The sequence below is a fragment of the Serratia sp. NCCP-200 genome (assembly GCF_059697885.1).
The window spans coordinates 1,017,026-1,040,861 of sequence record NZ_BAAKUJ010000001.1 but is presented as its reverse complement, the minus strand read 5'-3'; the positions used below and the strand labels follow the sequence as shown (position 1 = coordinate 1,040,861).

Genomic DNA, 23,836 nt, shown 5'->3' with positions numbered 1-23,836 from the left:
GGTTTGCTACGCCAGCTAGCTTGGCATACCGCACAGTTTGCTGAGGTTACGTGCGCCGATCATCAGCGTCGCCACATAGGATTGACGGCGGGTGATGACCTCCACCGCCACGCGATCGTTTTGATACTTTATCAGATAGGTTGAGGGCCAGCCCTGTCGGTGCAGCCCATAGCTTTTGGCATGACAATCGATCGCCGCATGGGCAATCACTAAATGAGAGAGAGTGGTATCACCTTTGATAATGCGCTTCATAAAACAGTCTCCGTCAGCGACAGGTCCATTGTCAGAATAAGGCGGTGTCTCATCATTACGGGTCATCTACATTATCGACTAACATTTGATTTATTGCGCTTGCTGACTCAATAAAAAACAGATCATTGCGGCACGCAACGGGCTATGACTGCCAGCTTGCCACTCCCCTTGCTGGGTGATCATACTGGCTTGCCACTGTGGCTGGTCACTTTGTTCGGGGGCATTAAGGCTTATTTTGTTGGCGCAGATAATCGGCCAGGCATCGGAGGGGTTCTTGCAGTAATCTTTCCCTTTCACGCCGCCGTAAGGGTACCATTTGTCCGGATTTTCCCCGGTGATTAACGCAATGCTGCGGTTTACTTCGGCGTCGCTTTCTTCGTACCATCTAATCATTGCTGATATCCATCTTTCGTAGAGTTGGCGCTACATTACGACGCCAATACGACAGATTTATGACAGCTCGCGTGCCGTAAACATTATTTTTACTAACGGATAAATTGATTATGTTGCTGGGTCTTAACCACCTGACGCTCGCGGTAAGTGAGGTAGAACGCAGTTTTCGCTTTTATGTGGAGGTGCTGGGGTTTACCCCTAAAGCCCGCTGGCATCAAGGTGCCTATCTTGTCTTGGGTGAACTGTGGTTATGCCTGTCATTGGATGATGCCCGAAAAAATCAGCTGTTGGGCGACTATACGCATTACGCGTTTAGCGTGGCACCGGAGAACTTTGCCATTGTTGTGGAGCGTTTGCGCAAATCAGGCGTACAGGAGTGGAAGAGTAATCACAGTGAGGGCGAATCTTGCTATTTTCTCGATCCCGATCGGCACGCGCTGGAAATTCACTGTGGCGATCTGGCAAGCCGGTTGGCAGCCTGCCGGGAGAAACCCTATCAGGGGATGGTGTTTTACTGAAACGGAATGGTGAGAAGGCGATCCGGTTAAAACTGAAACTGAGATAACCGACGTGTCCTTAACCTTCTCACCAAATGAGGGATGCGATTAACGCTCTGGGATAAACCCTTTATAACTCAGTGCCGGGCTAAGGTCATCATCATAATCGTCACCCGATGCCTTGTCCCCGCGGGCGGTTTGCACCAACGTTTTTAACAGTGCCGTTTGCTGGCGCTGCTGCTCGGCGATTTCCTGCAACAGCTGGATCTGTTCGTTGGCGCGTACGCTGGCGCGATTCACGATGAACCAGACCCACAAGCCAAACAATGCAGCCAACACCACAACGGCGATGGAAATCAGGCCGGACGGGCCAGAAGCTAAATCAAACATGAACAACCCTATCTACTCTACTGCCTCAACCAAGCCGACATAGTAACATTCTCACCAAGGCCAGGGGCAAGTTTGCGAAAAATTGTTATTTCGCCATGTTACCAGGGAACGATACGCGTGATTGAGCAAATGCCCAGTGCAAACTTCTCACCTTGATCGCAATAGCTATCCAGAGCCAGCAGATAGAAAAGCAAGCAGGCAAACAGCGTTGCCGCTATCACCAGCAGTTTTTTACGCCCCAAACCTTAGCAGCCTTATGATTATGTTGTTAACCTAATCATCGATGCTAGCATAGGCAACTTAAACGAAGTTTAACCGGCCGTTTAGATTTCTCAGCCATCTGGAACAAAAGATAACCCGGTTACTCGCGGTTAAATTTCATCTCAATCAGCGCAATCGCTTTTTCAATCGCCCGCTTGGTGATCGGATCGGCCCCGGCCGGGTGGCTGCTAAAATCGATACTCTTGAGCTGGCTGGCCATTTTGTCCCGTACTTCGGTCGGCGCGATCACGTCGATCACATCCAGGATCTGCTTGATAACCAGTTGGCAGGCAACCAGATCGGAAACCAGTTCTTGATCGTTGCTCAGTGCGCTAGACATAATTTTTCCTCTGTTGATTTAAACGCGGCAAAGAATACCACGCCGTTTTGCATTTTGCCGCAGGCGTTCCGCCCTGAATTTTCGGCAATAATACGCATGCCTTGCAAAAACCAGCGGCAGAATTGTGGCCTATACTAGGCTGTGCCTCACACTCAACAGGAGAGCAGTCATGGCAAATCATAATGTGAAATCTTGGGCGACAGTGCGTGAAACCTCGGTAGAAATTGCCGAAGCGATCTTTGAGTTGGCCGGTAATGACGAGGTTTTGGCGCAAAAAATTTGGGAGGAAGGCAGCGATGAAGTGTTACCGCTGGCGTTCAGTAAAACCGAAGCCGACCAACTGTACTGGGGTGAAGAAACCATCGAGCGTAAAAACGTCTGAGGCCCCTCACCCCAACCCTCTCCCACAGGGAGAGGGAGTTGTTTGCCACTGCCCATTTGGAACTAAAGAGGTCATATCAGCAAACCCGATCACCCCTTAGTCCAAGGTGAGTCAGCCGATGCTCAACTTTCACCCAACTCGATCTGTCCCTCTCCTTGTTGGAGAGGGAGTTGTTTGCCCCTGCCCATTTGGAACTAAAGAGGTCATATCAGCAAACTCGATCACCCTTTAGTCCAAGGTGAGTCAGCCGATGCTCAACTTTCACCCAACTCGATCTGTCCCTCTCCTTGTTGGAGAGGGAGTTGTTTGCCCCTGCCCATTTGGAACTAAAGAGGTCATATCAGCAAACTCGATCACCCTTTAGTCCAAGGTGAGTCAGCCGATGCTCATGATGAATCACTACACTTTCACCCCACTCGATCGGTCCCCTCTCCCTGTGGGAGAGGGCTAGGGTGAGGGGCATCACTCTGCGATAAAGCGCTCAAGACGATGGCGTAGCTGAGCGTTCTCCCTGCGCAACTGTTCAATCTCATCGAGCAACGTCAGCGCCACCGCAATACCGGGCCAATCCAGAGCCAGTTCACGTTGCAGACGCTGAGCGCGATTAAACGCCGCCACCGCCCCATCATCAAACAGCCAATCATCCACCGTCAGATCGCGGGGCTGGATCACTCCCAACCCCACCACCTCGGCCAATTCACTTTCCGTTACGCCGGTATGCAAGCAAAACTCGGTAATGGTGAGGGTTATCTGTAGCTTGGCCATTATGCTTTACTCCATTGCGTACGAGGATCGAAGGCCTGATTCGCCTCGGCCAGTCGTTGCCAGAGTGCGGCGCTGTCTGCATCGGGTTTGGCAGGCATGACAATCTTGATCACCGCATACAAATTGCCGGTCTCTTTTTTGCTGACCAGCCCCTTCCCTTTGACGCGTAACCGCTGCCCGGTCTGGCTCCCCGCAGGGATGGTCAACAGGATATTGTCCGCCAGTGTAGGGACAGAAACCTTGGTTCCTAACGCCGCCTCCCAGGGTGCCAAGGGCAGAACGATTTCCAGATCGTGCCCGATCACCTCAAACAACGGATGCGGTGCCAGCTGAATGATCAGGTACAAATCGCCATTGGCACCGCCAGCCATACCAGGCACGCCTTGGCCTTTCACGCGGATACGTTCCCCGTCTGCCACGCCCGCCGGGATTTTCACATTCAGCGTTTTAGCGATCTCTTTCTCTGTCTGACCAAATGCGTTGTACACCGGCACCTTGTAGCTCAGGGTGCGGGTTTGCTCTGTGAGGGTTTCCTCCAGGAACAGAGCCACACCGATCTCAACATCCTGCCCACGGGCCGCACGCGGTTGGCCCTGCTGGCGGCCACGCGCACGCTGGCCAAACATCGAGGAGAAGATGTCGGAGAAATCCTCGGCACCACCATACTCTTCACGCCGGGTCTGACGGCCGAAGTTGGGCTCGTTACGATGCAGCCGCATTTGGTCATATTCGGCCCGGCGTTCGCTGTCTTTCAGCACTTCATAGGCTTCTGCGACTTCTTTAAAGCGCGTTTCGGCATCGGGCTCGGTACTGACATCGGGGTGATATTTGCGCGCCAGGCGGCGGTAGGCGGTTTTAATAGCCTTGATATCATCTGAGGGTTTAACCTCTAGAATGGCGTAGTAATCCTTGATTTCCATAATGCTATGGTCTCTTTACTGTGGCCGGAAAAGTGGATAGCGCGTTGACGCGCGAGCAAGTTGAGGAGATAGAACTCATTGTAGCGCCATCAAGCAGTTAGTGCAGTATGCGCATCACTTCACGCGGAGATTTAGCGTTTCGGGCTGATTTGTTGCGGAACGTGCGGGAATTGCGGTGCTGACAAAGTGTTGATGACTCGGCCCATATCTGAGCCGGTCAACAGGTTGCGAGTGAATTTCGAGTTAACATTGCAGGTTCCGGTTGCTAGCCAGTTTCACGGTTCTTCACCTCCCACGCCTTGCGTGTTATTGACCATCATCACTGGCATTGCCAGAAAAGCGGCGACGCCCACGATCACAAAAAGAGTAATAATCACTGTCATTAACATGCGATCACCCCATCAACGTGGCGTTGTTACGGCTGACTCTCTGTTTTGGTTAATTACATTGCTGGCCTGGACTACTTGGCATTTGCGGTAGCGGGCAATCTCAGATTAGCTGGTTTTTCCGAATGCTGGCAAGCCCTGTATTGAGGCTTTTTTCTGCAGGATGTTGGGTCGGCCCGTCGCTCGGCGGTTGCACGGCTGGACCGACCTCAGTTTATTGCATCAGAACCAGGGGAATTGGCCCATGACGTTATGATAAAACAGCATACGCCCGACAATCTCCCCCGACACCAATGCCACTCCGGCTATCACGGCCATCGATGGAGCCAAACGTGTACGCAGGCCAAGCACCGCGAACAACACCCCCCCCACCAACATGCTGCCAACCAGCTGCCACCAAAGCATGATCCCTTGAGCGCTGGCCCCGGCAATCTGGTAACGCCCCACCAACGTGGCCAGCAGCAACAGGCAGCCCACCAGCAAACCGTAGCGAACCGTGCGCGGAACGGCCAGGCCGCAGCAATTCAAATAGATCCCCAAGGTAGCGAACCCCAGCAGTAACGCGGTACTCAGAAACGCCAATTGGGTCAGTGGCGTATGCCACAGCGGATGGCTGACCATCTGGTAGTAGATTTGTGCCGAGACCAGAATGGCGGCAATCCCCAATACCGAGGTCACCATTCCCAATGTGGTGATCAAGGCCGACTTCTGCGGCCGCAGCCAGCAAACTGCCAACATCAGGAACAGGCTGATATTCACCAGGATAAAGGCGATCACCTCACGGCTTAACCAGGAGTGCGGCAGGCCCAGCACCGCGCGGTAAGCCCCAAACGGGCTCCCCAGGTGCAGCAGTGACAAGCTGGAGCCAACGACCTCCACCAGCCACAATCCCAGAACCAGATATTTCAGTTGCTCAACGGACATCTGGGAGGTTGGTCGCAACCGATAGAGCGTCAAGGCGATAATCCCGCCAATGCCCCATTGGCAGAGCACGGTAAAAAACACCAACGGCAGTTCATATTCGTTCATGGTAGCACCCTATTATTTATCCGCTGGAATAATGACCACGTTCGGGCCGCTGATACGGTGATCGGGCATGTGATATCTAGCCTCCAGTACCGCCCAATCCGTTGGGTGGATTTTCCTTAACTCCTCGATATCACCAAACTTCAAGACGCCCGCCGGGCAAGACGCCACGCAACGCGGCGGTAACCCTTCGTCCAAACGCTCGGCACACATATTGCACTTGCTGGTTTTACCTTCCTGCGGATCAAACACTGGGGCGTTGTACGGACAAGCCATAATGCACATGCGGCAGCCGATGCATTTCTCATGATCCTGCACCACAATGCCGTCCGGGCGCTTATGGTAAGTATCCGCCGGACATACCTTCATGCATTGCGGATCGTCACAATGGTTGCAGGACATCGAAATAAACCCTTCAGAATTCGGGCCATCGGTTTCATACTCCCGCACCCGCCGCCAAAGCACGCCCGGTGGCGTCTGATTCTCTGACTTACAGGCCATGGAACAGGTTTTACAGCCGTAACAACGTTTAATATCAATCAGAAAGCCATATTGTTTGGTCATGGGTTATCCCTCCGCCCGTACATCAACCAGCGTACTGTTACAGCAATGCCCGGTACCCAACGCCTCTACGGCGTCATTGGTGACGTGGCTGCTGCTGCCTCCCTGCTGTTCCCACCAGCCGTTATCCAGGGAAACCACACCTCGTTTGATATGCGTCGTCACCACGGCAATCGCCCGATGCTCCCCTCGCTCATTAAATACGGTGGCCCAGTCGCCGTGTTTGATCCGGCGCTGTTGTGCATCCTGCGGATGGATCATCACGTTAGGCTTATTGCGCTGCACCTCAAGGATCCATTCGTTCATGCCGTGGCTTGAGTGAATGCTGCGCGCCAGCTTGCGTTGTACCGCCATCAGCGGGTATTTAGAGGCCAATTCCGGCGAGCCTTGTGGCGATTCATTCACCCGCAGATAAGTAACGACCGGCGAAAACTCTTTCTTCTGCCACTCTTCAATAAAGAAGTGGGCTTTACGGGTCGGCGTGCGGAACACCCCATTTTCAAACGGGATCCAGTCGCCGCTCACCGGCAGCACCGGCCCTTTTTTCAGCTGTTCCAGGGTGATACCGGAACCTTGCAGGCACGCATTGATGTAATGCTCAATCGGCTGGTTAAACACCTCGCCAAAGCCAAAACGCTCAGCCAGACGTGCAAAGATCCAATAATCCGGCTTGGCTTCACCCGGTGGCTCGACCGCTTGCTCCATCAGCTGCACATAGTGGCTACGCACGCCCGCCATCAGGCTGACATCTTCAAAAATGGTCGTCACCGGCAGCACCAGATCAGCATACAGCGCGGTAGAACTCATCAGGTTATCGGCCACCACCACGAAGGGAACCTTTTCCAACGCCTTCCTGACCATGTTGGTGTTGGGCAGTTGTGTCATGACCCCCATGGTCATAATCCACCAGAATTTAATCGGATAAGGCCGGTCATTGACCACCCACTCACCCACCTTGGCAACCGGTATCGGGGTGATTTTCTTCACCGCAGGCGCTGGTGGAATGATCGGGCTGAATTTTGCCATTTGGCGTGCTCCGCCCGCGTCACAGATCCCCGCCCCTCGCTTGCCGATATTGCCAGTTAGCAGGGCCAGGTAGAATTGGCTGGCGGCCACGTAGGTACCAAATTCGGTGCGCTGAGCGCCTGACATATTTTGCACAATCATCGCCGGAGCGGTGGTGGCATAGTCGCGGGCCAAACGCAAAATGGTGTGGGCGGGAATGTCGGTTTCAGCCGCAACCCGGTCAAGCGTCCACGGTGCAGCCTGCTGGTAAACGGTTTCGAATACGGTGCGATAGCCGCTGTCAGCTGGCAGTTGGTGCTGGAACAACGCCGGGGTTATCCCCGCTTTGTCATGCCGTACCAGGCTCTGGCTGGTGCAGTCATAAACCAGATAACTTTCAGTGTCGTTGGCATCGGCACGCACCAATTGATCTTTGGCATCCACCAGATACACCGCGCCGGTATGCTGGCGCAGGAAATCCGCGTCAATATGCTGCTCTTCGATAATGATCTTCATCATCCCGAGCGCTAAAGCCGTATCCGCACCTGGAACAATCGGGATCCATTCGTCTGCTTTGGCGGCGGTCTCGTTAAAACGTGGGTCGATAACCACGATGCGAGCGCCCTGCTCTTGCGCACGTAGATAGTTTTTAAAATACGCCTGCATGGTCACCGCCGGGTTGTTACCCCAACAGATGATCAAACGACTGTCGGCAATGGTGTCGCGGGTATCGGCATAGCGTAATCCCACCATTGGCATCATCGCCGCCGTCACTGCCGAGCAGCAGAGCGACCCCGCCTGTTTCACCGAACCGCCCAGATAGTCAAAGAACGCCTTGCCCATATCGTTCTTTATCGAGTCCATGTTGCCAGCATGAGTGGACAACAGCAGCCCTTCGTTGCCCTGTTCCTTGATGGTGGTACGGATGTTCTTTTCGATTAAATCCAATGCCTGTTGCCAACTGATAGGCTCGAATTTGCCCTCACCTTTCTTGCCTACCCGCAGCAGAGGCGTCGTGACGCGCTGCTGGTGATAAACCCATTTGGTACGGCTGATGCCCCGCAAGCAACATTTCACATTGAAACCTTCCGTCGCTTCAATCTTCATCAGCTTTTTCTGATAGACGTAAGCGGTCAGGTTGCAGTGTAGGCACTCCATCGCACAGGTTGAGCGGAAAGTTTGATAGTCCGTCAGTTTTAGGTGGATGTGCCGTAAGGGTTCTTTTTGTTCGGATGTTAAGGAGAAAGCGCAAGGCGATATTGACGCCAGGCCAATAACGCCAAGTCCTTTTAGCAAAGTACGTCGTTTGAGCCGGAGTGAAGAAAGTTCGTTCATAGTTATTATCTCGGTAAATACACGCCCTGGTGTTCACTATAAATAAACCGAGTTAACCCATAGTATATTGAAGCAGATCAATCCACCTCAAAATAGTTAGTCCTTGCGCGCTGAAAATTCTCCTGCTGCGGATGCCAGGCTCAGGTTAGCGGGGGCATTCACCGCCTTAAACTGGTAAAGTGATCGGAACGAGGTAATGGCAAGTAAGGTAAGCAGAATGTCAGAAGTTCAAGGCGTAAATTCGGTCGATATTGCCGTATCGGTATTAGAAAGTGTCACCGCACTGGGGGGAAACGCCCGCGCTTCGGATATCGCCAAACACAGTGGGCTGTCGAAAAGCCGGCTGCATAAATATCTGGTTTCGCTGTGCCGTAGCCAGATGCTGTATCAGGAGCAGGAGACCAGCCGCTACTCGCTTGGCACCAAGCTGTTGGCGCTGGCCGCGGCGGCAGGCAAACAGCAGACGCTGGCGACAATCATCAATAATGCGCTCTGTGAGCTGCGTGATGAGCTGAACTACTCCACCGGTTGGGCGGTGCGCCAAGGGGGTAACATCTTGCTGACCCGCTACAATCGCAGCCATAAAAATATCGACATCGATTACCTTGAAAACACCCTCATCCCTATGAATGCCAGTGCAGCGGGCTATGCCTATCAGGCGTTTGATAGTTCTATTACGCCCCTGCTTGAGGCTAAAGAGCTCGAAAAGATCCGTCTGCAGGGCTATGCGGTACGTTACAATGTTACCGAAGGCATCCCCGGGGCACGCGCGATTGCCTGCCCGATTTTCAGCCAGGACAACGTCCTGTTGGGGATGGCGATCACCATGGGGTTTATTCCAGACGACCCGGCAGAGATTGTCCGTCTGGCAGGTCGCCTGATGGCGAAGGTCAAAACGATCCCGCTATAACCGGCACGCAGGTGACAACCCGGGGCCTGTAAGGTACGCTAAGTGAGCCTGCCGTAAGCTCTGCGCTGCGGTTAAACGACAAAATCAATTGGGTAAAGTTATTGATACAAGAACATCACCTCGCACTAGTTTGCGCACTCAGTAAATGGGTCGAAACCCACCTGGGACGAGTGATCCACCTTGAAGAGTTGGCCGAGTATTCCGGCTATTCACTGTGGCATATGCAGAAGCTGTTCAAAGAAGCGACGGGGATCTCGCTGGGCAAGTACATCCGCGAGCGCCGCCTTGCCGGAGCGGTGTACCAGTTGCGCAGCAGCGAGGCTTCTATTTTCGATATCGCCCTGGATTTTGGTTTCGGTTCCCAATCGCACTTCACCTACATGTTCAGAAAGCGTTTCAACATTACGCCCTATGACTTCCGCCAGGATCTGAGTGTCGACCTGCATATCGAGCCTCCGCTGCATATTATTCACCAGAAGATGGCGTGAGCAGCAGCGGGTTGTTTAAATGACGACCAAAGAAACGGCCCCAGAAAGGAGCCGTTGGCTGAGTGTGCTAGCTATGTCAAGGTTGATGGTTAATCATCCAGCGTTACTTTAGTGCTACCGCCACGAGTACAGCAATGCAAACCCAAAACACCGCCGTGGCGATCACAACATGGGATAATCTTGCATGGGAGAGTAATTGGCTCATAAACACCTCGCTTACATCGGCAATAGAACTGACAGAGATTTCCGTACAGATTAGTCTTAGCTTAGCAGGGCCTGACTAGTTACGACAGCGTGCTGAACCGGGGGGAATAACAATATTTGATTAACATCACAAATACATTTAAGAAATACATTCATTTTAATAATTTATTGCGAGTTAAATATAATTAAAGTGAATTTATTTAGATAAGTTAATCAATAAAGTCCGCAGACCATGCTGCCTGACTCTCATAAGCAAAGGCCATCAAAAAGTATGTCGATCCCCTGCTACACCTGAGCTGTAGCAGCTTTGCCGTGGCGTAAAAAATGCCATCCAGCTATCCGTTGTCTATTTAACGGCCCACGGTCGACGAATAATTCGCCATAACCTTTATTAGTGGTTTAATCGCAGCTAGTACGTTAAGTCCCAAATAAACCAAGGCATATGGCAAAAATATTTCATCGTCGAATCAAGGATTGCGATAAATGCAGCTCTGGCTTCAGCCGCCTTTGATGTAACAACTTTTGGCATCGACCTCTTGATCGATATGCCGCAGATCGGATAAATACGTGATACCAAACAGGATCGACACGACAAGCAACACTGAGACCAATAAGGCAATGACCGCAATAAGCTTGGTTTCATCATGCGGATTGTGTTCCATTTTATCTCCTAAAAACAGTAAGTAACTCCCACCCACTGTGTGATCGTCAACGTAATAATGATCAATATGCAGCAACCGCCGTCAACGTTGTGCTGACCCGTTGCGCATTGTCCATGGTTTTCCTGGTATTTTTTTGTCTAATGGGGCGTTCACACCCTCTACTCTCTTATCGCCTGGCATAACGCCTTGATGCACAAAAGGGGTAACCCTAGGCTTCAAGCAACAGCCAAATTTACGCCAGCAATAGCTAAGATTATTCTTGTGTGCAGACGCTACCAATTTTCTGCAACAGGGTCAAGATTATCAGGGTTAGTCACCAGCGTGCGGACTGGAAATATTCGTTGGATTTATCGAATTGCGGGTGGGGAACTTATAGGGGCGAACGTCTGTATGAACATACGTATTGGTTGAGGGATTTATGCACAGCGCCCCAGATGGGGCGCTGGATTACACAGTTCTAAGCTCGAGCTTCGATTACCTAGGCCTTCAGCATCATTGTGGGATGCGCAATACCTGCCCCGGATAGATTTTATCTGGATGGCTTAGCATCGGTTTGTTGGCTTCAAAAATCTTGTTGTACAGGTTGGCATTGCCATACATCTCTTTGGCAACGGCGCTCAGGGTATCGCCCTTTTTGACGGTGTAAAAGCGGCTTTCCGCTTCTGGTTGCGCTACTGCAACATTATCTTCCACGCCGCTGATACCTGCCACGTTACCCACGGCTACCAGAATTTTTTCTTTCAGTTCCTGGCTGATACCGTCCCCGGTGACCACAGCCTTGCCATCAACGACCTGAACATCCACCTTGTCCGTATCTGGCAGGCCGCTGTTATCAAGGTGCGCTTTCAGCTTGGCGCTTTGATCCTCAGCGTTACCACTCACCGTATCCCACAGTTTTGCGCCAGCTTCTTTGACGAAGTTAAACAATCCCATATTCGCTCCCGTTAATGATTGGATAGTTAAGAAATTTTAAAACTCATTAAGCTTAGCAGTACAGAGCGGAACTTCAATCCTCTTAAGGATGATTAAACGCTGCCATAATTCTGAAAATACCGTTTTTGTCTGGTCAATTATTATTTTTTTGTATTAATTAGCTAAATTCAGTCAAATTTTACCTACAATGGGGGTTGGAGCCTTAATGGGGGGACGCGATAGGTTATGTACGCATTGGTGATGTTCGTTTGCTATCTGGATGGCGGCTGTGCCGATATCGTTGTCGACGTGCTGCGTGATGAGCATCAATGCCTGGTAGCAATGAAAGAACAACGGTTACGCCATGCCGGCTGTTTTCCGATCGAGGACTTTATCGACGGCTTCTGGCTACCTGCCAGCGAGTACGCTCCTTTCTGATCCCACACGCCAAACTGAAAAAGGCAGAGCTTGCGCTCTGCCTTTTGAACCACGTTCCGACACAGGAATGAGGTTTGAATACGACTTAGAAACGGTAGGTCAAGCTGGCGGCCACGATGTTGTCAGTGTTCAGTTTCAGCTTGTTATCGTCATTCAACTGGTTGATTTTGTAATCAACGTAGGTGTACATGTTTTTGTTGAAGTAGTAAGTCGCGCCGATATCGATATATTTCACCAGATCGACATCGCCGATGTTCTCAATGTCTTTACCCTTGGACTGCAGGTAAGCCAGTGATGGGCGCAGGCCATTTTCGAATTGGTATTGCGCGACCACTTCAAAGTTTTGCGTCTTGTTGGCAAAGCCAGCAACGCTGTTAACCGTGATCGGGGTCATGTTGCGGGTTTCAGCATACATGGCCGCCAGATACACCTGGTTGGCGTCATACTTAAGCGCTGTGGTCCAGGCCGTCGCGCTGTCGCCTTTACCGTATTGAACTGCCTTCTGATCTTTCGTACGGTTAGAATCAGAGAAGGCTACCGCAGCACCAATGCCGCTACCGCCGATGTCCTGATAGTCCACAGACATACCATAGCCATCACCGTTCTGCTTATGGATGTTGCTGCGGTCATTCTCGTTCTTACCTTGGTACTGCAAGGCGATATTCAGACCATCGACCAGACCGAAGAAGCTGCGGTTACGGTAGGTAGCCAGACCGGTAGAACGGCCATTCATGAAGTTATCGGTGAAGGTATAGGTATCGCCACCAAACTCCGGCAGCATATCGGTATAGGATTCTACATCGTAAACCACACCGTAGTTACGCCCATAGTCAAAGGAACCGTACTCGGCGAATTTCAAACCAGCGAAGCCCAGACGAGTTTTGGTGCCTTCGGTACCCGCTGACTCAGCGTGGTTAGCCTGGACGTTGTATTCCCATTGGCCATAACCGGTCAAATCGCTGTTAATCTGCGTTTCGCCTTTAAAACCAAAACGCACATAGGTCGCGTCGCCATCGGCTGATTTGTTATCGCTGAACAAGTGTTTGGCGTTAACACGGCCGTACAGGTCGAGTTTATTGCCATCTTTGTTGTAGATTTCGGCCGCATTGGCCATCGAGGCGGCGGTGGCCAGAACAACCGCCAGGGCTACTACACTGCGTTTCATCATTTATTTTCCTAGATTTTATTAAAAGCTGCCCGTCACGCCCAATTTATGCTTTGGGCTGTGATTTTTATCATTTTGTTTTTTATCTACGCCCCTTAATAAAGCGCCATGTGACATTAGCATCATGAATAAAAACTTAAAATAAAAAAGTTCATGAAACGGCACGCATAAAGCATGTTTATTTGTAACCAAATATTACATTAAAATGCTATTCTAATATAATGATTTAAATAGATATTTAATGCATAAGCCATAACTTTTACGTTTATAAGCACCAAAATGGTGCATCTACGTTTCATTTTGTGTGATTTACCTACAATTTTGAATAACCACAAAATTAGCATGCTAAGCAATAGCGTTACTTATTTCACACTTTTAACCTATATCAATCTGATTGCCGGGAATGGCGCGAATAATTGTATCTTTAATCTGTTTTTTACTCATTAGGGTAAATCATCGCGAGTAATGGCACGTAACAGGCAAAATACCCTATCAACTGATTAAATAAATTACGCTATTAAAGTTTGAAAAGAAAAACGTCGCCACAGGTCACTTATCTGTGGCGTAATGAAGGGGTGAGATTAAAACAGGATACTACGCGGGACCTCGGTCAACATCATGCCTGCACGTAACCCCAATGCTACCTTGGGATTGGGAAACAGGACCCATTCCCTTTCATGCTGCACCCGATAGCTTTCCCCAGGCTGCTCATACAATAAAGTGCCCTGCGGCAGAGCGGTAAAATTGGCAGTATCGTCACTTAAATAGAGTTTAAAAGATTCACTGCGCTTAATCAGCGACCGCTCGACACGGAACACCCGAATCGGAGCCTCATCCCGCAAAGGGAGAGATTGCCCGCAGACCAGCGCCTGCAGTGCTTTATTGATAGAGGAAAACTGCTGCAGATCGTTGCTACCAAAGGGACGCGCCTTGCCCAATTCGAGGGTACAGCTGGCCACCTGCGCATGCTCGCAGGAATAGTGGCTGAACGTGCCGCCAGGCGCCTGGTGTATCACCAGTGCATCCAACTCGGCAGCGTCTAGTAACGCCAACATCTCGGGGCTGTAACTCTGTAGTTGATAGGGCAGGATACCAAAGCGTGGCAGCAGCGATCCGCGGATCGCCGTGTGCAGATCGTAATGAAAACGGGTAGCCTGCTCTCCGGCAAAGAAGCTGGTGATCACTTGCTCTAACTGCTGCGCCCGCGCCGTTTCGCCAGAGGGCTCAAACTGCTGATAGCGCCCACCAAACATGCGATTCATATCGCTTGCCAGATAACGTTGATTGGTTCGCATCGCTGGTGGATTGCCCAACACCACCAGCAAGCGCACCGCCAATGGCCGCACACCTGCGAAGATCTCGTTCACTAACCGGTCGAGCAGTTCGATCGGGGCCGTTTCATTGCCGTGAATACCGGCTGAAAGCACCACGGCTTGCCGATAGCCTTGCAGTGGAGTGAGCTCCAATAGCCCTTCCCCCAACCACTTCCAGCGCAGTGCAGCGTTTTCACCCTGGGTGGTAGCCGGTGGAGTTCCTGCCAACGTCAGAGCCAATAAATTGTTCACTATTGCCTCCGGTTACTGTTGGAACGGGTAAACATTACCCAGCCCAAGGATAGAAGTCAGGGCATCCAGTGCCGCACGCCCTTCATGCAGCAGTTGCGGGTCTGCCAGATCCTCTTGTACCAAGCGATCGCGGTAATAGCGGTCTACCCAGTCGTTCAGGGTGGCGAAAAGCGTATCGTTCATCATCACCCGCGGGTTCACCGCCCTCAACTCAGCATCGTTCAGCGCCACGCGTAAACGCAGGCAAGCCGGGCCACCGCCGTTGCGCATACTTTCGCGCAGGTCGAACACTTTGATCTCGTCGATTGGGCCACCGCTGGTCACCATCTCCGACAGATAATGCCAAACGCCCGGATGTTGGCGGGACTCTTCCGGCACCACGATCATCATCTTGCCATCGGCTTTGGTCAGGATCTGGCTGTTAAACAGGTAGGTCGCCACCGCATCCCCCACGCTGACACGGGAGGTTGGCACTTCTATCGCCACCAGCTCCGTCTCCAGCAAGGCCATCTTACGGCGGATTTGATCCAGCCCCTGCTGCTGGTGCAGGAAAGCCTGCTGATGATGGAACAGCACCTGCTGATTGCTGACGGCGATCACGTCGTTATGAAAAACGCCCTGGTCGATCACCGCCGGATTCTGTTGCAGAAATACCGTTTGTTGCTCGTGCAACTGATGCAGGCGGGCGATCGCCTCGCTGGCCTCGCGCGTCTGGCGAGCCGGGTAACGCGTGGGGGCACTTTCCCCGCCAAACTCTTGCTTGCCATACACAAAGACCTGCACCCCACGTTTGGCATAGTCGCCCCCAAGGCGGTTATGGTTGGCGGCGCCCTCATCTCCAAACAGTGCCACCTGCGGTAAGGCATCGTGGTGAGCAAAGTATTGCTCATCATTGAAGATGGCACGCAGCACGCTGGAGGTGGTTTCGGCCTCAATCGCACGATGGAATTTGTTATTCAGGTTGGCGGCGGTGAAATGCACTTTTCCATCCTGACTGTCTGGCGAAGGCGAAACCGTCGCGGCATTGGCCGTCCACATGGATGAGGCCGAACTAAGCGCCGAGAGCAGGCGCGGTGAGGTTCGCATCGCCTGGGCCAGCACGCTCTCGTCGCTACCGCTGAAGCCCAACTTACGCAGCGTGGGAAGATGAGGTCGTTCCTGCGGTGGCAATACGCCCTGCTGGAAGCCCATATCCGCCAGCGCTTTCATTTTCAGCAGCCCCTGTTTTGCCGCCAGCTTGGGGTTCGACACGCTGTTGCGGTGCTGCGTCGAAGCCTCATTGCCAAACGACAGCCCGGCATAGTGGTGCGTCAAGCCAACCAACCCATCGAAATTGACTTCATATCCGGACATTTTGCTCTCCTGTAAACTGCGAAGGGTGATGCCTGTCACTGGGTGCTATCTCCCTCACCCAACCCTCTCCCCAAGGAGAGGGAATCGAACGTGCCAGCGGTTATTTCTTCTTCAACCTGACCACCGATGGATAATGCTATAGATGTATCTCTGTATCTCTGTATCTTGTTCTGGCGTAGCTACGGATCGACTCTGCATCTGAATACCACTCCATACCAGCTCCCTCTCCCTGTGGGAGAGGGTTGGGGTGAGGGGCAGATCAGTTAAATATCAGGCCCGGTGACAGGCTGGTGGGTAGCGTCAGGCTGGCACTTTCCAGCGAAGCCATCGGCCAGGCGCAGTAATCTGCCGCATAGAACGCACTTGGCCGATGGTTGCCAGAAGCCCCCACACCACCGAAAGGTGCTGCGCTAGAAGCCCCGGTCAGCGGCTTGTTCCAGTTGACAATACCGGCTCGCGCCTCCAGCAGCAGCCGTTCGAACTGCTCACGCTGCGGGGACACCAGCCCAACAGACAGGCCATAGCGCGTGTTATTAGCCATGCGCAACGCCTGGTCGAAATGATCGTAACGAATGATCGTGGTCAGCGGACCAAAATATTCTTCGTCTGGCACGTCCTCCACACCGGTCACATCGATAATCCCAGGGCTTAATAACGCACTGCCGCTCTCCAGCGATTTCATGGTCAACAAGGCGTTGCCACCCAATGCCAACAGATGGTGCTGAGCTGCCAGCATGTTCTCTGCCGCCGCGGGGGAAATCACCCCGCCCATAAACGGCTGAGGCTCAGCATCCCAACGGCCAATACGCAGCGTAGATGCCACCTGAACCAGGCGTGTAATAAAGGCATCTCCCTGCGGCCCGTTTTTCACCAAAATACGACGAGCACAGGTACAGCGCTGTCCGGCAGAAATAAACGCCGATTGAATGGCCAGATTCACCGCCGCGTCACAATCTTCAACCTGTTCGACGATCAGCGCGTTGTTGCCACCCATCTCCAACGCCAGGATCTTTTCTGGCTGACCGGCCAACTGGCGATGCAGGTGATAGCCGGTGCCTGCGCTGCCGGTAAACAGCAGCCCATCAATATCAGCACAGCTTGCCAAGGCCTCACCGGTTTCACGCCCACCCTGTACCAGATTGATCACCCCGTCCGGAAGCCCCGCCTGCAGCCATAGCTGTAACGTCACCTCCGCCGTTAACGGCGTCAATTCGCTAGGTTTGAACACCACGCAGTTGCCCGCCAACAGCGCCGGAACGATATGCCCATTCGGTAAGTGACCTGGGAAGTTATACGGGCCAAACACCGCCAATACGCCGTGCGGCCGATGGCGTAACACCGAGGCTCCGTCGGCCATCGCGGTTTCCGTCACCCCAGTTCGTGCCTGATAGGCCTGTAATGAAATGCCCACCTTGCCAATCATCGCCTGGACTTCGGTCAAGGTTTCCCAGCGGGGTTTGCTGGTTTCACGGCTGATGGTCTCGGCCAGATGCTGTTTATGCTCTTCCAGCAACGCCGCGAAGCGTTTTACCAACTGTTCGCGCTGCGCAAACGGCGTGCGCGCCCAGGTAGGGAAAGCCTCGCGTGCAGCTGCGCAGGCCGAAGCCACGTCGTCAATACTGGCCGCATTGGCTTGCCACAGCGGCAGGTTATCCAACGGATCGGTTTTACTGAACTCAGCGCCCCGGCCGGCTAGCCAGACGCCATTAATTAACAATGCAGGATGCGACATTACATTTTCTCCTGAGCGATAAGCTTGATGACCCGTACCGGGCTCCCCTGTTCGACGCCCAGCGCCGCTGCCGTCTCGGCGTTGATACGTAGACGGTCATCATGCAGTTGGGCATGCACCAACAGGGCGCGATAATTTTGATAGTTGTCGTTGGCCACCAGGTAGGCCGGGGCCTCGCTGAATACCTGCGCATCATCCAGCACCACCTTCACCAGTTTGCTCCGCTTGACCGCACGGATCTCGTCGATCTCGGCTTCCAGCGTCGGGCCCCCGTCAAAGATATCGACGTAGCCCTGATAGCGCAGCCCTTCGGCTTCCAGCAGCTTGCGCGCCGGTGCGGTTTGCGGGTGAACCTCGCCGATCACCTTCTGCGCATCTTCGGCCAGAAAGTCGACATACAGCGGGTGTTTTGGCATCAGTTCGGCGATAAACGCCTTTTGCCCGGTGCCGCTGAGATAGTCCGCCTTAGCGAACTCGATAGAAAAGAAGTGGCGGCCAACGCTTTCCCAGAAGGGGGAACGGCCATTTTCATCGGAATAACCGCGCATCTCCGCTATCACTTTGCGGGAGAATTGATTACGAAATGCGGCCATAAACAGGAAGCGGACCTTTGACAGCAGCTTGCCATTTTCACCATGCCGATAGTCCGGATCGAGGAACAGCGTACAGAGCTCCGAATGGCCGGTATGATCGTTGCTTAAAAACAGCGTTGGCACCGATTTATAGACATTAAGCTGCTTAGAGGCATGCACCTGGGTACCTACGCGGAAGCTGTACCAGGGTTCGGTCAGCCCAACCGCGACTTCGATCGCGCTGACGCCAACGACCTGTTGCCGTTCGGTATCCTCCATCACAAACAGATAGCAGCGATCGCTTTGGGGAAGTTCGCCTTGCCAAGTTTTTAACGCCCGCTCAATGCGTGCCGACAGCGTCTCTTCATTCTGCGGCAAAGAGGTGAGGCCAATACCGGATTTACCGGCGAGCGTCAGCAGGTCAGCCAGGTCACGACGCTCTATGGGGCGGATAATCATCATAATGCGAACCTCGGTAGTCATCGGCTGCGCACCGGGCGCAGCCGCCTTGATTAGCTGCAAATCCGCGCCACAGCACGCGCGAATCGCGCCAGCCCCTCTTTCACATCCTGTTCCGGGATGATCAGCGAAGGCGTAAAGCGCACCACGTCCGGACCCGCGATCAGGGCTATCACCCCTTCCTCGTTAGCCAGTTGAGTGATCTGCTTGGCTCTACCGGCATATTCCGGGTTCAGAGCGCAACCAATTAACAGACCCGCCCCGCGGATTTCGCTAAAGATCGGATACTGTAGGTTGATTTCCGTCAGCCCGGCGATAAACCACTCGAGACGCTGCTTCACCCCATCGAGCACCTCCGGTGTGTTAATCAGCGAGAACACCACCCCAGCCACTGCCGCTGCCAGCGGGTTGCCGCCGTAAGTGGTGCCATGAGTGCCGACGCCCAGGGTTTTCGCCAAATGGTCGGTGGTGATCATCGCACCGATCGGGAAACCGCCGCCCAACGCCTTGGCGGTGGTCAACACGTCCGGTACTACCCCGTAATTCATATAGGCATACAGCGAGCCAGTTCGGCCCACGCCGGTTTGCACCTCATCAAAGATCAGCAGTGCGCCGTGGCGATCGCACAGTTCACGCAACCCTTGCAGGAATTGCGGTTGTGCCGGTACCACACCGCCCTCACCCTGAATCGGCTCAACGATCACCGCGCAGGTACGGTCATTAATCACCTGAGCAGCGGCGGCCAGATCGTTAAACGGCGTGTGGGTAATGCCGCCAGGCAGTGGCGCAAAATCCTGTGAGTATTTTGGTTGGCCCCCGGCAGAAACGGTAAACAGGGTGCGACCATGAAACGCGTTATTGAACGCGACGATCTGGTTCTTTTCTCTGTTACCACTATCCAGTGCATATTTTCGCGCCAGCTTCAGCGCGGCCTCGTTGGCTTCCGCGCCGGAGTTGCAGAAAAATACCTTGTCGGCAAAGGTGGCATCAATCAGCTGTTTGGCCAGGCGTAACACCGGCTCGTTGGTATAACCGTTGCCCAGATGCCAGAGCTTGCCTGCCTGTTCTACCAGCGCCGCCAACACCTGCGGATGGGCGTGGCCCAGGGCGTTGACGGCAATGCCTCCGGCGAAATCAATATAGGATTTCCCCTGCTGATCCCAAACCTGTGAGCCTTCTCCCCGCACCAAAATAAAGTCCGCAGGGGCATAAACCGGGATCATCCAGTCGTCGAAAGACTGGCGGGTAACTGCGATTGGCTGTTCCATAATGACCTCATAACGTCAGCAAAGGCTGAATTTTGGCGGTAAGGACCGCTCTGGTGGCGCAAGGCCAGCGAAAAAGCAAATTAACCTTATTATCCGGTGTCTTTTCTGGCCGACGATAATGCTGCTCACCGCCGCCTATTCAGATACAAACCTGTTACATAAAATCGGTTATTCACTATTAATGCCGCATTTAGCGCCCCGGAGCGGGGAATAAATGTTAATGAGTAGTTAAAATACAGCCCATTTGATAAATAGTGTAGAGCAGCTATCGTGCCAGAACGGGGTTTTTGACGGATTTACTAATTTTTTTCGTTAAAACAAGGAGTTATATTGCATAAATATTCAATAATTATGCATTTGTAATGATTAATGGCAAAAATAGGGCCTGAAATCATCAGCGATGGAGAAATCCTATTCAATCGCAAAATTCTTCCGCTTTTCTGATCCTGCTCGCAAAAATAATTGCGTGAGATGGCGGGATCGGCGCCCTTTTGCACCGCAATTGTGCAATGCGCCCTCATTTAACGCAGCAAAATGCCCCTCACCCTAACCCTCTCCCACAGGGAGAGGGGACAGTCCGTGCCACAATTTATCTGGATGTTCGTCCTTTTGTTGGGGGGCCGATCGAGTGGATTTGAAACTGTGGTGATTCACCTTTGCCTGAGAGATGCGTTTGCTGAGAGGACCACTTTACTTCCAAATGAACAGGGGCTATCAGCTCCCTCTCCCTATGGGTGTACAGACCGGGGACAGTCCGTGCCACAATTTATCTGGGTGTTCGTCCTTTTGTAGGGGGGCGATCGAGTGGATTTGAAACTGTGGTGATTCACCTTTGTATGAGAGATGCGTTTGCTGAGAGGACCACTTTACTTCCAAATGAGCAGGGGCTATCAGCTCCCTCTCCCTATGGGTGTACAGACCGGGGACAGTCCGTGCCACAATTTATCTGGGTGTTCGTCCTTTTAGTAGGGGGGCGATCGAGTGGATTTGAAACTGTGGTGATTCACCTTTGCATGAGGAGATGAGTTTGCTGAGAGGACCACTTTACTTCCAAATGAGCAGGAGCTATTAGCTCCCTCTCCCTATGGGAGAGGGTTGGGGTGAGGGCACACCCCCAGTCTTTGACTACACTGATAAGTTACCCCGTACTCAATGTTCCTCCTCAACCTTAAGGATCCCAACATGAGCAAGAAAACCTTTGATGCCACCCAGCCCGCAGCGATTAAAGACGTAGCCGCCTTTCTGGCGGAGTTGAATGCCAGCGGCGGCAAACCGATGGAACAGATGAAGCCGAAGGAGGCACGTAAGGTGTTGGAAGGCGCGCAACGCAGCGTGGAGGTGGTACAGCGTGAGGTCGAGATCGAAGAGAAAACCATTCACGTGGCCGGTCAGGACATCCTGCTGCACATCGTGCGCCCGCCACGAGTGAAAGGTAAATTGCCGGTATTCATGTTTTTCCACGGCGGTGGCTGGGTATTGGGTGACTTCCCAACTCACGAACGATTGGTGCGCGACCTGGTTTACAGTTCCGGAGCGGTAGCGGTGTTTGTCAATTACACACCGTCACCAGAAGCCCAGTATCCCAGCGCCATCGAGCAAGCCTACGCGGCCACGGAATGGGTGGCGGAATACGGAGAAAAGATCAACGTCGACGGTACCCGGCTGGCGGTAGTAGGTAATAGCGTTGGCGGTAACATGGCAACGGTGGTCAGCCTGATGGCTAAAGAGCGAGGCACGCCGGCACTGCGCTGCCAAATCCTGCTGTGGCCAGTCACTCACGCCAGTTTTGATCGCGATTCCTATCATCAGTTTGCCGAAGGCCATTTCCTGACGCGCAATATGATGAAGTGGTTTTGGGACAACTACACCACCGACAAGGCCCAGCGTAAGGAGATCTACGCCTCACCGCTCAATGCGAGCCTGGAACAGCTACAGGGGCTGCCACCCGCGCTGATCCAGACCGCCGAACTGGACGTACTGCGGGATGAGGGGGAAGCCTATGCCCGCCTGCTGAACGCGGCTGGCGTCGAGGTGACCGCCACCCGCTACAATGGGCTGATCCACGATTACGGCCTGTTAAACCCCCTCGCCCAGGTTCCGGCGGTGCATTCGGCTATTCATCAGGCCGGACGTGCATTGAAACATTACCTGGCCTAGCCCAGGCTACGGATCAGCCTGGCCAAGGTCTTGATGGCGGTTTCAAGCCTGTCGCTCCACTCAAAGGAGGCGTTCAGGCGGAAACAGTGGTTGAAACGATCGCCGGTGGTGAACATTCGCCCCGGCGCAATACTGATGCCCTCTGCCAGCGCACGCTGGTAGAGATCCATGGATGACTGTGTCGCCTCCAGCTCCAGCCACAGGAAATAGCCTCCGTCCGGCTGGCTGACCTTCACCGTCGGCGGGAAGTGATGGGCGATCGCCTGATGCATGGCACTTTGGCGCTGGGCCAATAAACGCCGCAGGCGACGCAGATGGGTATCATAGCCGCCATGCAGCAGATAATCGGCGATCGCCATCTGCGTCGGCACGCTGGTTGAAACGGTGCTCATCAGTTGCAAACGTTGGATCTGCGGCGCATATCGCCCTGCGGCTACCCAACCCACGCGAAATCCCGGAGCCAGACATTTTGAGAACGACGAGCAGTGCAAAATCTGCCCGCCCTGATCCAACGCCTTGGCTGGCAAGGGCCGCTCGGCGCTGAAATAGAGCTCGCCGTACACATCGTCTTCCAACAACGAGATCTGATGCTCGCGCAGCATCATCACCAGCCGTTGTTTATTCTCGTCCGACATGCTCGACCCTTGCGGATTCTGGAAATGGGTCATCAGCCAGCAGGCCTTGATCGGATACTGCTCAATCGCCTGCTGTAACGAATCCAGATCGATTCCGTGCTGCGGGTGGGTAGCGATCGCCACCGCTTTCAGTTTCAGACGTTCCAGCGCCTGCAACGCGCCGTAAAATGCCGGGGATTCAATAGCCACCGTGTCCCCCGGCTGCGTCACCGCTTGCAGGCTGAGGCTTAACGACTCCATCGCTCCGGCGGTGATCACAATCTCATCAGGGGAGACCTGCATCCCATTCAGCGCATAGCGTTGGGCAATATGGCGACGCAATGCCTCGTTGCCGGGCGGCAGATTGGCAAGGGAACTGTGAGGTGTGAATTTTCGGGCTACGCTACTCAGCGCCCTGGCCAGCTTGGGTTGCATAAACAGGGTGGCATCCGGGAAAGCCGAACCGAAGGGCACAATCTCTGGATCCTTACAGGCTTGTAGCACGTCAAAGATAAAGGCGTTGATATCCACCTGTTCGCTTACCAGCAGTTTCTCACCCCGAATGGGCTGTGGTAACGCCTGTGAACGGGCCGCCACATAGTAACCAGACTGCGGCCGCGCTACGATCCAACCCTGGCTTTCCAGTAGCTGGTATGACTGCACCACCGTCATCAGGCTCAGCCCGGCACGTTTGCCACTTTCCCGCAGCGAGGGCAGTTTATCCCCGGCACGCCATACCCGGTTCTGGATCTGTTCGCGGATCTGCTGGGCAAGCTGTTCATATCTGGTCATACAATTCCAACTGTTATAGGAAAAAGTAAAAT

Annotated in this window: 25 protein-coding genes; 6 read left to right on the top strand and 19 right to left on the bottom strand. The window is 53.2% G+C overall.

Features of this window, described 5'->3' with window-relative positions; all coding sequences use genetic code 11:
- Window positions 1-15 precede the first annotated feature (15 nt).
- On the bottom strand, window positions 16-252 hold the full coding sequence (locus tag AC6HVW_RS04840; RefSeq protein WP_021181027.1) for a DUF4060 family protein: 237 nt from the start codon (window positions 250-252) through the stop codon (window positions 16-18).
- A 90-nt stretch (window positions 253-342) separates the two neighbouring features.
- Window positions 343-645 (bottom strand): phage protein NinX family protein, encoded by a 303-nt coding sequence (locus AC6HVW_RS04835; protein ID WP_024486479.1) that lies wholly within the window; start codon window positions 643-645, stop codon window positions 343-345.
- A 110-nt stretch (window positions 646-755) separates the two neighbouring features.
- Here AC6HVW_RS04835 and fos point away from each other — a divergent pair, with 110 nt between their 5' ends.
- The gene (gene fos, locus AC6HVW_RS04830) at window positions 756-1,163 is read left to right on the top strand and encodes a fosfomycin resistance glutathione transferase (RefSeq protein ID WP_071682967.1); all 408 of its coding nucleotides are present in this window, start codon (window positions 756-758) and stop codon (window positions 1,161-1,163) included.
- 87 nt (window positions 1,164-1,250) lie between these two features.
- Here the strand turns inward: fos and AC6HVW_RS04825 are convergent, their stop codons facing one another.
- From AC6HVW_RS04825 to AC6HVW_RS04815, 3 genes are all read right to left on the bottom strand, one after another.
- Complete coding sequence (locus AC6HVW_RS04825) at window positions 1,251-1,532, bottom strand: YebO family protein (RefSeq protein ID WP_071682968.1); 282 nt, start codon at window positions 1,530-1,532, stop codon at window positions 1,251-1,253.
- A 98-nt stretch (window positions 1,533-1,630) separates the two neighbouring features.
- On the bottom strand, window positions 1,631-1,774 hold the full coding sequence (gene mgrB, locus AC6HVW_RS04820) for a PhoP/PhoQ regulatory lipoprotein MgrB (protein WP_021181024.1): 144 nt from the start codon (window positions 1,772-1,774) through the stop codon (window positions 1,631-1,633).
- A 119-nt stretch (window positions 1,775-1,893) separates the two neighbouring features.
- Window positions 1,894-2,133 (bottom strand): DUF2766 family protein, encoded by a 240-nt coding sequence (locus AC6HVW_RS04815; RefSeq protein ID WP_021181023.1) that lies wholly within the window; start codon window positions 2,131-2,133, stop codon window positions 1,894-1,896.
- Between the two features lie 169 nt (window positions 2,134-2,302).
- Here AC6HVW_RS04815 and AC6HVW_RS04810 point away from each other — a divergent pair, with 169 nt between their 5' ends.
- Entirely contained in the window at window positions 2,303-2,515 is a 213-nt protein-coding gene (locus AC6HVW_RS04810; RefSeq protein WP_021181021.1) for a YccJ family protein, read from the top strand.
- Window positions 2,516-2,977: 462 nt separating this feature from the next.
- Here AC6HVW_RS04810 and cbpM read toward each other — a convergent pair whose 3' ends face one another.
- The 5 genes from cbpM to AC6HVW_RS04785 form a co-directional block, all read right to left on the bottom strand.
- Window positions 2,978-3,280 (bottom strand): chaperone modulator CbpM, encoded by a 303-nt coding sequence (gene cbpM, locus AC6HVW_RS04805; protein WP_021181020.1) that lies wholly within the window; start codon window positions 3,278-3,280, stop codon window positions 2,978-2,980.
- The gene (cbpA, locus tag AC6HVW_RS04800; protein ID WP_021805649.1) at window positions 3,280-4,200 is read right to left on the bottom strand and encodes a curved DNA-binding protein; all 921 of its coding nucleotides are present in this window, start codon (window positions 4,198-4,200) and stop codon (window positions 3,280-3,282) included. Before cbpA ends, cbpM begins: the two co-directional genes overlap by 1 nt.
- A 608-nt stretch (window positions 4,201-4,808) precedes the next feature.
- Window positions 4,809-5,615, bottom strand: coding sequence for a dimethyl sulfoxide reductase anchor subunit family protein (locus AC6HVW_RS04795; protein ID WP_071680849.1), 807 nt, complete (start codon window positions 5,613-5,615; stop codon window positions 4,809-4,811).
- Window positions 5,616-5,627: 12 nt separating this feature from the next.
- On the bottom strand, window positions 5,628-6,176 hold the full coding sequence (locus AC6HVW_RS04790) for a 4Fe-4S dicluster domain-containing protein (RefSeq protein WP_175415622.1): 549 nt from the start codon (window positions 6,174-6,176) through the stop codon (window positions 5,628-5,630).
- Between the two features lie 3 nt (window positions 6,177-6,179).
- Window positions 6,180-8,513 carry a molybdopterin-containing oxidoreductase family protein gene (locus AC6HVW_RS04785; RefSeq protein ID WP_071680850.1) on the bottom strand — a complete coding sequence of 778 codons (2,334 nt, stop codon included), beginning with the start codon at window positions 8,511-8,513 and terminating at the stop codon, window positions 6,180-6,182.
- A gap of 217 nt (window positions 8,514-8,730) precedes the next feature.
- Between AC6HVW_RS04785 and AC6HVW_RS04780 the strand changes: the two genes are divergently transcribed.
- The gene (locus tag AC6HVW_RS04780; RefSeq protein ID WP_071680851.1) at window positions 8,731-9,423 is read left to right on the top strand and encodes an IclR family transcriptional regulator; all 693 of its coding nucleotides are present in this window, start codon (window positions 8,731-8,733) and stop codon (window positions 9,421-9,423) included.
- Between the two features lie 101 nt (window positions 9,424-9,524).
- Window positions 9,525-9,911, top strand: a complete 387-nt coding sequence (locus AC6HVW_RS04775; RefSeq protein WP_024486415.1) for a helix-turn-helix domain-containing protein — start codon at window positions 9,525-9,527, stop codon at window positions 9,909-9,911.
- A 701-nt stretch (window positions 9,912-10,612) separates the two neighbouring features.
- Here the strand turns inward: AC6HVW_RS04775 and AC6HVW_RS04770 are convergent.
- A complete protein-coding gene (locus AC6HVW_RS04770; RefSeq protein WP_166732779.1) occupies window positions 10,613-10,777 on the bottom strand; it encodes a hypothetical protein in 165 nt (54 codons plus the stop codon).
- Window positions 10,778-11,269: 492 nt separating this feature from the next.
- Entirely contained in the window at window positions 11,270-11,710 is a 441-nt protein-coding gene (gene lysM / locus AC6HVW_RS04765) for a peptidoglycan-binding protein LysM (protein ID WP_024486819.1), read from the bottom strand.
- 225 nt (window positions 11,711-11,935) lie between these two features.
- Between lysM and AC6HVW_RS04760 the strand changes: the two genes are divergently transcribed.
- Window positions 11,936-12,127 carry a YdfD/YebW family protein gene (locus AC6HVW_RS04760; protein WP_021181014.1) on the top strand — a complete coding sequence of 64 codons (192 nt, stop codon included), beginning with the start codon at window positions 11,936-11,938 and terminating at the stop codon, window positions 12,125-12,127.
- Between the two features lie 85 nt (window positions 12,128-12,212).
- Here the strand turns inward: AC6HVW_RS04760 and ompC are convergent, their stop codons facing one another.
- The 6 genes from ompC to AC6HVW_RS04730 form a co-directional block, all read right to left on the bottom strand.
- The gene (ompC, locus tag AC6HVW_RS04755) at window positions 12,213-13,295 is read right to left on the bottom strand and encodes a porin OmpC (protein ID WP_021805655.1); all 1,083 of its coding nucleotides are present in this window, start codon (window positions 13,293-13,295) and stop codon (window positions 12,213-12,215) included.
- 578 nt (window positions 13,296-13,873) lie between these two features.
- Window positions 13,874-14,857 (bottom strand): succinylglutamate desuccinylase, encoded by a 984-nt coding sequence (gene astE / locus AC6HVW_RS04750; RefSeq protein ID WP_071680852.1) that lies wholly within the window; start codon window positions 14,855-14,857, stop codon window positions 13,874-13,876.
- A 12-nt stretch (window positions 14,858-14,869) separates the two neighbouring features.
- A complete protein-coding gene (gene astB / locus AC6HVW_RS04745; protein WP_071680853.1) occupies window positions 14,870-16,210 on the bottom strand; it encodes an N-succinylarginine dihydrolase in 1,341 nt (446 codons plus the stop codon).
- A gap of 259 nt (window positions 16,211-16,469) precedes the next feature.
- The gene (astD, locus tag AC6HVW_RS04740) at window positions 16,470-17,942 is read right to left on the bottom strand and encodes a succinylglutamate-semialdehyde dehydrogenase (RefSeq protein WP_071680854.1); all 1,473 of its coding nucleotides are present in this window, start codon (window positions 17,940-17,942) and stop codon (window positions 16,470-16,472) included.
- Window positions 17,942-18,976 carry an arginine N-succinyltransferase gene (gene astA, locus AC6HVW_RS04735; protein WP_024529739.1) on the bottom strand — a complete coding sequence of 345 codons (1,035 nt, stop codon included), beginning with the start codon at window positions 18,974-18,976 and terminating at the stop codon, window positions 17,942-17,944. The genes astD and astA overlap by 1 nt, the downstream gene beginning before the upstream one ends.
- Before the next feature lie 50 nt (window positions 18,977-19,026).
- Entirely contained in the window at window positions 19,027-20,241 is a 1,215-nt protein-coding gene (locus AC6HVW_RS04730; protein ID WP_179252750.1) for an aspartate aminotransferase family protein, read from the bottom strand.
- Window positions 20,242-21,423: 1,182 nt separating this feature from the next.
- Between AC6HVW_RS04730 and AC6HVW_RS04725 the strand changes: the two genes are divergently transcribed.
- Window positions 21,424-22,398: an alpha/beta hydrolase gene (locus AC6HVW_RS04725; protein WP_071680856.1), complete on the top strand. Its 975-nt coding sequence runs from the start codon at window positions 21,424-21,426 to the stop codon at window positions 22,396-22,398.
- On the opposite strand, the gene AC6HVW_RS04720 is transcribed toward AC6HVW_RS04725, so the two are convergent.
- Window positions 22,395-23,804 carry an aminotransferase-like domain-containing protein gene (locus AC6HVW_RS04720; RefSeq protein WP_071680857.1) on the bottom strand — a complete coding sequence of 470 codons (1,410 nt, stop codon included), beginning with the start codon at window positions 23,802-23,804 and terminating at the stop codon, window positions 22,395-22,397. The genes AC6HVW_RS04725 and AC6HVW_RS04720 overlap by 4 nt on opposite strands.
- Window positions 23,805-23,836 lie beyond the last annotated feature (32 nt).